The 12,819-nt window shown below is 39.5% G+C and carries 10 protein-coding genes; 5 read left to right on the plus strand and 5 right to left on the minus strand.

The window, feature by feature from the left end; all coding sequences use genetic code 11:
- Window positions 1–453: 453 nt before the first annotated feature.
- The 4 genes from F886_RS04565 to F886_RS04580 all read left to right on the plus strand — a co-directional run bounded on the left by F886_RS04565 (window position 454) and on the right by F886_RS04580 (window position 3,475).
- Window positions 454–1,386, plus strand: a complete 933-nt coding sequence (locus tag F886_RS04565; RefSeq protein ID WP_004794885.1) for an RluA family pseudouridine synthase — start codon at window positions 454–456, stop codon at window positions 1,384–1,386.
- Window positions 1,383–2,057 (plus strand): HAD-IA family hydrolase, encoded by a 675-nt coding sequence (locus tag F886_RS04570; protein ID WP_005302013.1) that lies wholly within the window; start codon window positions 1,383–1,385, stop codon window positions 2,055–2,057. The genes F886_RS04565 and F886_RS04570 overlap by 4 nt, the downstream gene beginning before the upstream one ends.
- Window positions 2,058–2,127: 70 nt before the next feature.
- Window positions 2,128–2,820 carry a helix-turn-helix transcriptional regulator gene (locus tag F886_RS04575; RefSeq protein WP_005302016.1) on the plus strand — a complete coding sequence of 231 codons (693 nt, stop codon included), beginning with the start codon at window positions 2,128–2,130 and terminating at the stop codon, window positions 2,818–2,820.
- A gap of 49 nt (window positions 2,821–2,869) precedes the next feature.
- Complete coding sequence (locus F886_RS04580; RefSeq protein ID WP_005302020.1) at window positions 2,870–3,475, plus strand: glutathione S-transferase family protein; 606 nt, start codon at window positions 2,870–2,872, stop codon at window positions 3,473–3,475.
- A gap of 58 nt (window positions 3,476–3,533) precedes the next feature.
- Here the strand turns inward: F886_RS04580 and F886_RS04585 are convergent, their stop codons facing one another.
- Both F886_RS04585 and hcaR read right to left on the minus strand, forming a co-directional pair.
- Window positions 3,534–4,211, minus strand: coding sequence for a DUF1345 domain-containing protein (locus F886_RS04585; protein WP_005302023.1), 678 nt, complete (start codon window positions 4,209–4,211; stop codon window positions 3,534–3,536).
- 266 nt (window positions 4,212–4,477) lie between these two features.
- Window positions 4,478–5,383, minus strand: coding sequence for a DNA-binding transcriptional regulator HcaR (gene hcaR / locus F886_RS04590; RefSeq protein WP_005302028.1), 906 nt, complete (start codon window positions 5,381–5,383; stop codon window positions 4,478–4,480).
- A 656-nt stretch (window positions 5,384–6,039) separates the two neighbouring features.
- Between hcaR and F886_RS04595 the strand changes: the two genes are divergently transcribed.
- Window positions 6,040–7,092: an MBL fold metallo-hydrolase gene (locus tag F886_RS04595; protein WP_005302032.1), complete on the plus strand. Its 1,053-nt coding sequence runs from the start codon at window positions 6,040–6,042 to the stop codon at window positions 7,090–7,092.
- A 71-nt stretch (window positions 7,093–7,163) separates the two neighbouring features.
- Here F886_RS04595 and katG read toward each other — a convergent pair whose 3' ends face one another.
- From katG to F886_RS04610, 3 genes are all read right to left on the minus strand, one after another.
- Complete coding sequence (gene katG, locus F886_RS04600) at window positions 7,164–9,320, minus strand: catalase/peroxidase HPI (protein ID WP_005302035.1); 2,157 nt, start codon at window positions 9,318–9,320, stop codon at window positions 7,164–7,166.
- A gap of 516 nt (window positions 9,321–9,836) precedes the next feature.
- The gene (gene ptsP, locus F886_RS04605; RefSeq protein ID WP_004794867.1) at window positions 9,837–12,131 is read right to left on the minus strand and encodes a phosphoenolpyruvate--protein phosphotransferase; all 2,295 of its coding nucleotides are present in this window, start codon (window positions 12,129–12,131) and stop codon (window positions 9,837–9,839) included.
- An 85-nt stretch (window positions 12,132–12,216) separates the two neighbouring features.
- Window positions 12,217–12,702: an RNA pyrophosphohydrolase gene (locus tag F886_RS04610; protein ID WP_004794866.1), complete on the minus strand. Its 486-nt coding sequence runs from the start codon at window positions 12,700–12,702 to the stop codon at window positions 12,217–12,219.
- Window positions 12,703–12,819: the final 117 nt, after the last annotated feature.

A 12,819-nucleotide genomic window follows, 5' to 3' on the forward strand; every position in this document is an offset into this window, starting at 1 on the left:
ACTTCTTTTTGGAAGTTTGATACGGAATGTTCATCGTATCGGTGCTTTCGGCAGTTCCAATGCATCAACGCTTTAGCCTGAAGGCAACATTAAGGAGCGATTTGTCTGATGTGTATCAGTTTACGTTCCATAACCAACTAGAGTTGGTAACATATTTTTTTGAACAAACTGAATTAAACGCAACAGTTTGTCATTTTGCCGATATAATAAGCCTTCGGCGTCGGCATAATTCTTTAGGACCTATCCGAGCTGATGGTGAAAGCATCATTTTGATTGAGGTTTCAATCAGGGAAATTCCCTATTAGATGTTCACTTACGGCGGTATCCGTGCGCTGACTATATCAAACCTTGCAGCATCTGCCTATGGGCTAAGCTTAGATTTCTTGTGAAAAAACTAAGCTAAACGGTCATTTATTAATCAAATTTAGCAAAATTTCAGGTTTAAATATTAGTATGAATTCTACACAGCAATGGCAAAGTGTCACTTGGTTTGAGGTGGATGAACATCAAGCAGGACAGCGAATTGATAATTTCCTGTTCTCGCGTTTAAAAGGTGTACCTAAAAGTCGTATTTATCGTTTGATTCGTGAAAGTCAGGTTCGAGTAAATAAAAAACGTGTTAAAGCTGAGACTAAACTTGAGATTGGTGATCAGATTCGTGTTGCTCCAATTCGTTACGAACAAAAAGACGAAACAGCTGCTCCTGTCAGTGATAGTGTGGCACAAGGTCTATTAAGCCGTGTGGTCTATGAAGATGAAGGTTTGTTAGTTGTAAATAAACCTTCAGGTATTGCTGTCCATGGTGGTAGTGGTATGGCATATGGTTTGATTGAGGCACTACGTGCAGCGACAGGCAAAAAATATTTAGAACTGATTCATCGTATTGACCGTGATACTTCTGGTCTGGTCATGATTAGTAAAAAACGTAGCACTTTAAAACAACTACAAGATATGTTGCGTGAGCACAAAATTCGTAAAACCTATGCCGCGATTGTTAAAGGTCAAGTGAGCTTAGATAAACAGCTGATTGATGCACCTTTATTGAGATATGAGCTGGCAAATGGCGAGCGTCGTGTACGTGTGACTAAAGATGGTAAACCAAGTAAAACCGAATGGGTTGTAGCAGAGCGCTTTAAAAATGCGACTCTGGTTCATGCATCACCTTTATCTGGCCGTACTCATCAGATTCGTGTGCACGGTTTAAGCATTGGACACCCTTTGATTGGTGACGATAAATATGGACACACGACGGAGTACACTGGCCCTGAAGCACGTCGTCTATGTTTACATGCGATGCGTTTAGATATTCCAGGTTATCCACCGATTGAAGCACCTTTACCAGAAGACATGACCCAGTTATTAAAGGCTTTGAGAGTGGCAAAATGAGTCTAAAAACCGAATTAGTTATTTTCGACTGGGATGGGACTTTATATAACTCTGTTGGACAGATTGTTGCTAGCTTGCAACATGCCGCAGAGCAGCATGAATTGCCTTTAACAGATGAAGCAGCAAAAAGTATTATTGGTTTGGGCTTGCCCGAAGTTATGCAAACCCTATTTCCAGAAGCACCTGAGTTACATGACTCAATTTTAAAAGCATATGGCGATCACTATATTGCAAACTCTACAAATGATGCATGGTTCGATGGTATTGCTGAGCTTTTACATGATTTAAAAGCGCAAGGTTTAAAACTTGCAGTCGCAACAGGTAAAAACCGTCGTGGGCTAGATCGTGTAATCGCAAAAACGCAGAGTACTCATCTTTTTGATGTGACTCGAGCAGCCAATGAAACTCGATCGAAACCAGATCCACTCATGTTGCAAGAAATCTTAACAGTCACTGGAGTGAGTGTTGAGCGTGCAGTAATGATTGGTGATAGTAGCTATGATCTTGAGATGGCTCAGCGGTTAAACATGCCACGAATTGGTGTGGGCTATGGAGTGCATTCGATCGAAGTTCTACAACAGTTCCAGCCTTTAACGATTGCTAAAGATGTACCTGAGTTGCACAACTTTTTAAGAGAGTATGCAAAGTTATCTACGGTAGATGTTGCATAATTTAGAATAATATAAGAAGGGGGAATTTATTCCCTCTTATTGTATGTCTAATAACAATAAGAAGAGAAAAATGAGTCGTTCTATTCGTCTATTAAATCTTTTACAACAACTTCGTGAAGCCCGTTATCCAATCACTGCACAAGTTCTCGCTGAACGTATGGGAATTAGTGTCCGAAGTATCTATCGCGATATCGATAGCTTACGTGAGCAGGGTGTAGCAATTGAGGCATCGGCAGGTATAGGTTTTCAGCTTAAAGAAGATATTGTACTCCCACCAATGACACTCAATGAAAATGAAGTCGAAGCTATTTTTTTGGCATTGTATTGGTTGAAGAGTGTGCCAGATCAATCGTTACAATCGGCATCTACATCTGTATTAGCTAAATTGAATTCTGTTTTGCCTGAGCATCGGCAATATTTATTACAGCAAACGACTTTAAGAGCGTTTAATACGTGGCTGCCTGTAGATGAAAGTCGAGTCGAACAGGTGCGTTTAGCCATTCGGCAGCAAGTTAAAATTTCGCTGCATTATCATGATGAGCAGCAACGAAGTAGTGTCCGAACCTTGTGGCCGTTTGCCTTGGGATATTTTAATGACAAAATTTTATTGGCTGCATGGTGTGAACTCAGGCAGGATTTTAGACATTTTAGACTTGATCGTATTCAACAGTTGAGTTTAAGCCAAGAATTATATCCATCATTTAAGCAAAAACTATTTGAGCAGTGGTGGGCACAAGAGTCGAAGACTACTGACAAAAACTGACAAAGAGGTTTTGTAGACTAGGTTCCACGATAAACAAGGAGCCATAAAAATGAGCCTTAAACTTTATACTAACAAAGAATCACGTGGTGTTGTGGTCGACTGGCTTTTAGTCGAATTAGATGTTGAGTGTGAACGTATTGAAGTCGAATACAAGACTGAAATGAAAACACCAGAATATCTAAAAATTAATCCTTTTGGAAAAGTGCCAGTATTGGTAGATGGTGATGTCGTGATTTATGAGCTAGGTGCAATCTGTGCTTATCTTGCTGATAAATTTTTCGATAAAGGCTTAGCTCCTGCATTAGATGATCCTAAACGCGGTTTGTACTATCGCTGGTTATTTTTGATGGCAGGTCCATGGGAAGCTGCGGGTGTTGATAAAGCTCTCGGAATAGATGTGTCGCCTGAGCAAAAAATGTTTGTGGGTTATGGTGATTACAACGATGCCTACCAAGCTTTAGTGCAAGGGCTTAGTGAAGCCAATCCGTATGTGTGTGGCGAACAATTTACCGCCGCAGATGTAAGCGTTGGAGCAATGCTGTTATGGCAATTGAAAATGGGAGCGATTGAATCTCATCCTGCTATTACGCGTTATGTTGAAACTATCAAACAACGTGAAGGCTTAAAACAAAGCTCGATGGGCTCATTGTTGTAAACCTCTGCTGTTCAGAGTCACCCATTTGGGTGACTTTTTATTTCCTAAATACAAGTTTTTAGTTAGTAAGAAAGCCAGCAGCAACGTTAATACAGATCGCTAAAATGGTGGTATTAAACCCAAAAGACAACACAGCGTGAAATAAGTTTAAAAGACGCATGTGTTTGGTGGTAATCGAAACATCGGCAGTTTGGGCAGAAGTCCCAATAATATAACTAAAATATAGAAAATCAGGATAAGTGGGCTGTTTTGTTCCCGGAAAATCTAGACCACCATTTTCTTCATTTCTAGATAAAGCCATATAAAAATCATGGGCATAATGTAGAGCAAAAACGGTATGCATAAAAAGCCATGCAGAAACAATGGTGAGTAAAGCTAAAGCCACATGACCTAACTTTGCAGCATGATCGGAAGGAAGCTGTGAGAGCTGTATTAAAATAGCAACTAGGCACATGGTTAAAGCCAATAGAACAATCAGCATAATGACCCATTTGCTTTCATCTTGTTTTTTTGCTTGCTGCTGCATTTGAGAATGATCAGCACTTTTCATGAGCTGCCAAACATGTAGTAAATATATACTAATCGAAGTATTCCAGCTGACTAATAAAATAGTTGACCATTTCCATGAGGTGAACCATGTCAGAATACTTGCTGTGATAAATCCTATAAATAAAGCAATAAAGAAATGAGGGCGGTTTAGTACACTACGTCCAAGATGTTGAAATACTGCAACCATTTTCCTAACCTCCTTTTACCAAATGGTAAATATATTATTTTTTATTAAATGGTGAAAATAATATCTAGTTTTATATGGATTTTATTCCAAGTTTTTAAATTGTATTTAAGAGATATTTACTTTTACCGAGTAGGTAAAATAGAACAAAAGCGCGGGCTAAACTGTTTATAAAAAGTATAAAATAAATAAAAAATATTATTTACTTATACCTTTTATAAAGGTGTCCTTATCAATCATAGGCTTAAAATAAAATATAGCTTTTCTGATTAGGTGTGAGTTAAGTTTTTATCCAGATGAAATACTTTAGTGAGTTGATCAATAAATTTTTTAACCCCTAAAGACTGTGAATTTCTACGGTAATTTACGAATAAATCTAATGTCGGTAACTCGACATCAAGGGGGCGGACTACTGTATTTTTGATGCCTAAAGGTGCAACGTAAGCAGGTAAAATTGTACAACCTAATCCAGAGCCAAGAGAGTTAATATTAAACAACATGCTGTCTGCTTTTTGAACAATATTGAGGTCAATATTGTGAGTTTTGGCAAAATCTAAAATTGTGTTATGTAATGTTTGTGACTGCTCAGCAGCAGGAATAATAAAGTCAACGCCCTGTAAAGCATGGACGGGAATTCGTTCATATTGAGTAAGTGGATGATTTTTAGGAAGTAAAAAAATCAAGGGTTCAGTCAAAACAAATTGGCTTTGGATCTCATCACTATCTGTATTTTCTCGAGTAAAGGTAATGTCTAACTCACCTTTTTTTAAGGATTTAAGTTGTTCAGTATTGTTTAGATTAGATAGTTCAATGATGAGATCGGGGTGTTGTAATCGCAGATTAGGAAGAACGTAAGGAAAAATTTTCATTTCTGCAATGGGAACAAAACCGATACGGAGTAGCTGCTGTTTAGCCTTAGAAACCTGTCGTGCCAGAGCAACTGCTTTTTCAGCTTGAGCAAGGGTGAGGCGAGCATGTTCTAAAAAGACTTCACCTTCTTCGGTTAATTCAACTTTACGTTTAGTGCGATTTAAAAGTCGTACACCAACATCTTCTTCTAAATCTTTAATCTGTTGGCTAAGGGAGGGTTGTGCGGTAAAAAGTTTAAGGGCGGCTTTACTAAAATTTAATTCTTCAGCAACGGTAATGAAATATCGGAGATGGCGTAGTTCCATAAGACTAATCCAAAAAATGTCTTACTATGATTTATGTGAAGTATAAAGCATAAAGGGATATAGCGTGAAGGTGATTTAGGTATTTATAAAATAAATGGAATTTTCATTTTCATTAAACATTTAATATATAAATCTAAGTTCAAGTAATTCATAAAATATATTAATTAGGGTCGTTTAAATACATTATTTTTACTTAATCAAAGAAATATTTAAATGTTTTAAATATTAGTATAGGTGATTCTCATAATATGCAAAAATGAAGAAATATAAAATGATATTATAAAATATAAATTCTTTAAGAATGAATTGGCTTTAAGTGTTACTAAATATTTTGTTCTGTAATCTGGCAAAACATTTGAAGTTGGAAAAGTAGAGTTTACTAAGGCAAAACCAAGTAACTCCCCCCAATTTCACGTGACTAATTATTGTTATGTTATACAAGCACTCTTAATAAGAATGGTAATTATCGACGCATAAACCCAACACATCTATGTATTTTTTATGGCAATCTAATTCAACTTATGTTGGCTATGACCACAATAAAAGGGATATTTATATGATAAATAAGTGTAAGTGCCATAGCTTAATTTGTTTTAATTGTTAAGATAGAAACCTGAACACATCCATTCTGCCGATGCTAAAACATAGAAAAGCCCATGAAAGACAAGCCGACATTAACATATCAATTGCCGACTCAGTCCTGTTGGACGCATACATGGATAAAACCTCCTTTTTATCATCCCGAGTCAGGGCGTGAATCTGATACACGTTTTTATAACCAACAGCCTAAATCACCAGCTAGAGGCTCAAAAGAGCTATTACGTTGGTTAGTTACACGTGAGTCTTTTACATGGAAAGTTGATATTCAAAATGAATACGATACTCGTGTAAATACGGCTGTGGCCTTGCCTCAAAATCGTCCTCAGGCGGATTTAGATGATTGGCAAGTTTGGTTTGTTGGACATGCAACGGTATTGATTCAGATTGGGCCTTATAACTTTATTACCGATCCCGTATGGTGTGATTATGCAAGCCCTTCACAGGGTCGTGGACCTCGCCGTGTGTGTCCAGCAGGTTTTGCATTAGAGCAATTGCCGACGATTCATGGTGTTCTACTCAGCCATAATCATTATGATCATATGGATTTGGCTACGCTTGAATGGCTACATAAAAAATTCGCAATGCCGATTTATACTGGACTCGGGAATGGCTTTTACCTACCCAAAGAGTTTCATGTGATTGAGATGGATTGGTGGCAAGAAATTCCCTATCACGAACTAAGAATAATCTATACACCTGCACAGCATGGCTCTGGTCGTGGCCTACGTGACCAGAATAAAGCACTCTGGGGTGGCTTTTCGGTTGTAGCTAAAACAGGGCATTGTTTCTTTGCTGGTGATACGGGTTATGCGGGGCATTTTAAGCAAATTCATGCTCGTTATGGCGCACCACGTGTTGCTTTGCTTCCGATCGGAGCTTATGAGCCTCGCAAGTTAATGAGTTATGTTCATATGAATCCTCAAGATGCTGTGCATGCACATTTAGATTTGCAAGCTCATCGTTCTGTTGCGATTCATTATCGAACTTTTCAGTTGACCGACGAAGACCGAGAAGATCCTGAACATGCGCTAGCTCAAGCAATTAAAGCTTCATCGAAACTTGCGAATCCTTTTTATTGCATTCGAGAAGGGCATAAATTGACTGTATAAAAGTACATCATTTTATATTTAATTAAAAAAGCCAGTTCAATTTGAACTGGCTTTTATGATTCTGACTTAAATTAAGCTAAGTCAAAACGATCAAGATTCGTGACTTTAGTCCATGCTGCTACAAAGTCTTGAACAAATTTTTCTTTACCATCGGCCTGAGCATAAACTTCCACCAGTGCACGCAAAATTGAGTTTGAACCAAACACTAAATCATTACGTGTTGCAGTAAATTTTACGGTGCCTGTTTTGCGGTCTTTGCCTTCAAATACTTCGCTTGTTGAATCAACAGGTGCCCATACAGTAGACATGTCGAGTAAATTCGTGAAGAAGTCTGTGCTGAGTACACCAACCTGCTGAGTGAATACGCCGTGTTGCGAACCATCCCAGTTAGTGCCTAGAACACGTAAACCACCAACCAATGCGGTTAACTCAGGTGCAGTCAAAGTCAGTTGCTGTGCTTTATCAATTAATAATGCTTCAGTTGCTGCATTGACGCCCTCTTTTTTCCAGTTTCTAAAACCATCGGCAAGACCGCGGAGTAATTGGAAAGATTCGACATCAGTTTGGCTTTGTAATGCATCAACACGACCAGAGGCAAATGGAACGCTAATGTTGAAACCTGCCGCTTGAGCAGCTTGCTCTACACCAACGTTACCTGCTAGCACAATTAGATCAGCTAATGACAGTTGAGTTGAGGCTTTGATTTCTTCAATTTTAGTTAAAGTTTCAACAGCTTTTTTGTTTACTTCCCAATCACGTTGCGGTGATAAGGCAATACGTGCGCCGTTTGCTCCACCACGCTTGTCTCCACCACGGAAAGTTGACGCTGAAGCCCAACCAAGAGAAACCAACTCACCAGCAGATAGTCCTAGTGCAACAATTTTTGCTTTTGCATCAGCAATGCTGGCAGCCGATGGTACAGCACTAGCTACAGGTAGTGGATCTTGCCAAATTAAATCTTCAGCTGGAACTTCAGGACCTAGATAACGTGCTTTTGGTCCCATATCGCGATGAGTTAATTTGAACCATGCGCGGGCAAAAGCATTGGCGAAGGCTTGTGGATCGTTATGGAAGCGACGAGAGATTTTTTCAAACTCAGGATCAAAACGTAAGGTCAAATCTGTAGTCAGCATTGTTGGCTTACGTTTAATTGATGGATCGAATGGATCAGGAATGATCGCTTCAGCATCTGCTGCTACCCATTGAATTGCGCCAGCAGGTGAGCGTTCTTGTACCCACTCATATTTGAATAGGTTTTCAAAGAAGTAATTACTCCATTGTGTTGGCGTTTGTGACCAAATGACTTCTAAGCCAGAAGTGATTGCGTCTTTACCAACACCTGTGCCAAAGCTATTTGACCAGCCAAAGCCCATTTGTTCAATTGGTGCACCTTCAGGATCAGCCTGAACATGGTCGGCAGAGGCAGCCCCGTGAGTTTTACCTAAAGTATGACCACCTGCAATCAATGCAACAATTTCTTCGTCATCCATTGCCATGTTGCCGAAAGTCGCACGAATGAACGGTGCAGCTGATTTTGGATCACCACTGGCTTGTGGACCTTCAGGGTTTACATAAATTAGCCCCATTTCGGTTGCAGCTAGATTGCTGCCTTCCAATGCTTCAGAGTTTCGATGAGCTAACCATTCTTTTTCATCGCCCCAGTTTACATCGTTGTCTGGTTCCCAAACGTCTTCACGACCCGCACCAAAACCAAAGGTACGGAAGCCAGAAGACTCAAGCGCAATGTTACCGGCAAGAATAAATAAATCTGCCCACGATATTTTTTGACCGTATTTTTGTTTAACTGGCCATAGCAAACGGCGTGCTTTATCTAAGCTCGCATTGTCAGGCCAACTATTTAATGGCGCAAAACGTTGCTGACCGCGACCAGCACCACCACGGCCATCGCCCATACGATATGTGCCGGCAGCATGCCATGCTAAACGAATAAATAAGCCTGTATAATTTCCCCAATCGGCTGGCCACCAATCTTGAGAATCGGTTAATACATTTTTGATATCAGCTTTGAGGGTGTAGTAGTCGAGTTTTTTAAATTCTTGACGATAATTAAAATCTTTACCGAGTGGATTAGAACGTTCTGAATGTTGATTGAGTAGGTCGACGCGTAGTTGTTTTGGCCACCAGTGTAAACTAGGCGTGCCACCACCGATCGTTACTTGGGGTTTTGAGTTATGTCCTGAAAAAGGGCATTTTGATTCGTCTGACATGATTATATTCTCTCTGGGTAATAATTATTGAGCTCTTGATAAAGTAGTAGGGCTCATTTTCCTGGACTTCTGGTTTAAAAACTCATGTTTATCAAATAAAGAAATGAGTGAGCAAATGATGAGAGAAACCGTTTAAAAAGTCTTTTCACCAAGATTTCGGCTCATTATTTTTAATTTAATAATGCATCAGATTCCTTTAGTTGTTATTCCTCCAATTTACTGTATGAAGGTTAAAAAACAAGAGGAAAAATAAGATGAAGTTTGAAAATAATGATGCATAGAATTACCTCTTCAATTGCTGGAACAACTTAAGATCTTTGAATAACGCTCTTTAAATATAGTAGAAGTAGAGGATTTATTTTTCAAATGGATTAAATTGTCAATATTGATTTAAAAAACCGATTGAAGTTTGGTTTAAAAAGTAGGGTATCAGCGAGAGTGAAAAAAAATTTTATATTTAGTTTTATTAGGTTATTTGAAAGAAAAAAGGAGAGCATGGCTCTCCTTTTTTAAATATTAAACATTTACGATTCGATTTGATTTGACCATGTCGGCTAGGCCGTGAGTTTTAAAATAGTACTCAAGCCAGCTTTTCACAATGAGTGGGTTATTCATTTTCATAACATCATCAAGTAATTTTTGTGCATCTGTCATAGGTACATGACAAATTGCTTTTCGTACTCGCAAAATATTACTTGAACTCATCGAAAGGGTATTAAAGCCCATCGCCATAAGTAAAATTGCCGATAATGGATCACCTGCCATTTCACCACAAATACTGATTGGTTTTTTGTGGTCATGGCATTCTTTAACCAAGCGAGATAAAGCACGTAAAATGGATGGGTGGAAATGCGAGTAAACGTTTGCTACATGTGGATTATTACGATCAACCGCGAGTAAGTATTGGGTTAAGTCATTTGAACCGACTGAGAAGAAATCGACGAGTTCAGCAAACTCATCAATTTGTAGCAATACGCTTGGCACCTCAACCATAATTCCAATTTTAGGCTTGGTAATTTTAACTTGCTCTTCTTCTTGCACCGCAATCCAGTCACGCTCAAGTAAATAAAGTACTTCTTCGACTTCACTTACTGTAGTCACCATTGGCAATAAAATATGCAAATTATTTAGACCAATACTAGCTTTGAGCATGGCGCGAATTTGTGACGAGAAAATCTCAGGATGATCAAGCGTGAAACGAATACCACGCCAGCCTAATGCTGAGTTTTCTTCTTCGATACTGAAATACGGTAAGTCTTTATCGGCACCAATATCGAGAGTTCGCATCACCACAGGTTTGTTGGCGAAGTGGCTTAATTGTTGACGATAAATGGCACGTTGTTCTTCTTCACCTGGGAAGCGTTCCCGTAACATGAATGGAATTTCGCTTCGGTATAGACCCACACCTTGCGCGCCACGTTGTACTCCGCGGACGACATCAATCATGAGACCTGTATTCACATAAAGCTGAACAGATACACCATCTGGCGTAATCGCTTCCTTGGTCTCGTATTGTTTGAGATCTTTTGCGATCTGTTCATCTTCTTTTTGAATTTCTTTATAACGTTGGCGTAAACGACGTGGCGGATTAACAAAAACACGGCCCTGATAGGCATCCACAATCATTTCCGCATCATCAAGTGTGTTAACAGGCAGTTCGGTTACACCAACTACGGTTGGAATACCTAATGCACGAGCCACAATCACCATATGTGAATTGGCTGCACCTTCTGATGTCACAATTGCTGCAATATTGTCTACTGGCAGCTCTACGAGTGCCGCAGTACTAATTTCTTCACCAATTAAAATACTGTCTGGGCTCAGTTCACGGTGGCTAGAATCTTCTTCTTGCAACGAAGCTAAAATACGTCGGCCTAAATCTTTAAGATCAGAAACTCGCTCACGAAGATAGTCGTCTTCCATTTGTGCAAATAGGGCAGTATGTTTTTCAATCACACGGCGTACTGCACCTTGTGCCCAATGCCCGTCACGAATAAGTTCTTTAATTTCGGCTGGCAATGCATTTTCATCTAGCATTCTTAAGAAAACACTAAATAAAGCGCGTTCTTCTGCCATTAATGAATCATGCATTTTTTCATCTAAAGAACGAATCTCTGAACGAACTGATGAAATGGCTTGATCTAGAAGTCGAAGTTCATGACTAATATCTTCTGCTTCACGGTCAGGTACTGAGGCTAAATCGGCAGGTGGATATAAAATAATAGCGCGACCTAAAGCAACACCGCCTGCACCTGAAGCACCTTGAAAGGTTTTATAGGCAGGGCCATTACTTGGTTTACGAAATACGTCAATATTTCCAACTGCGTGAGCGTGAGCAATAACCCCAGAAAGCTGAGCACACAGAGTGACTAAAAATGACTCGGCTGCTTCGCTAAAATCTTGAGGAAGTTTGTTTTGTACAACCAAAACGCCCATAACCTTACGGCGATACATGACAGGTACGCCAAGGAATGAGTTATAAATTTCTTCGCCCGTTTCAGGTAAATACAAGAAACGCTCATGCTTTGGTGCGTTGTCAAGGTTAACAATTTCTTCACGTTGCCCAACCAGACCGACCAAGCCTTCACCGAGTTGAAGTGAAACATGGCCCACAGATTCTGGATTTAAGCCTTTAGAGGCCATCAAAACATAGCGCTGGTTGCGTTCATCGAGTAAATAAATAGAGCAAACATCCACTTTCATGGCTTCAGCAACCTGATTGACCATGATGTCTAACGATTCATGCAAACTGACGGACGCATTAACCTCTTGGACAATGCGCCGTAAAGTGTCGAGTTGCATGTTTGACATGGATGTATACTCCAGTATTTTTTTAGACTATGAATGTATTTATAACAGCACTTTTAATAAAAATCATTTGCTAGATAAATGATTTTTAGGGTAATTGTTGCATCGGCAACTGTGTACACAACTCCACCATGGCTTTGCGATAAACATCACGCTTGAAGTTCACCACTTGTCCAAGAGGATACCAATAGCTAACCCACTGCCATTCATCGAATTCGGGTGGGTCTGAGAGGTTTAACTGAATATTTTTTGCATGTGCAGTTAATTTCAGTAAAAACCATTTTTGTTTCTGTCCGATACATACGGGGTCAGAGTCTGACCGAATGTACCGATGTGGCAAACGATAACGCAGCCATCCTTTGGTTTGCGCAATAATCTGGACATGTTCGGGCAATAAGCCGATTTCTTCTCTCAGTTCTCGAAAAAGTGCCTGTTCAGGAGTTTCTCCAAACTGAATGCCTCCTTGTGGAAATTGCCAAGCATTGTGACCAATGCGCTTTGCCCATAAAACCTGTCCATCATCGTTTGCCAAAATGATCCCGACATTCGGTCGGAAACCTTCTGAGTCGATCATTTGGCTACCTAAATATTGTCTATATCGTTGACTTTAATCGCGGGGACAAACACTTTTTTATGTCCAGCTCGAAAAGATCAAAGTAAAATGTTTAAATTGCTACGATCTTAACGAATT

Source organism: Acinetobacter sp. NIPH 542 (assembly GCF_000369825.1).
GTDB classification, from domain to species: domain Bacteria; phylum Pseudomonadota; class Gammaproteobacteria; order Pseudomonadales; family Moraxellaceae; genus Acinetobacter; species Acinetobacter oleivorans.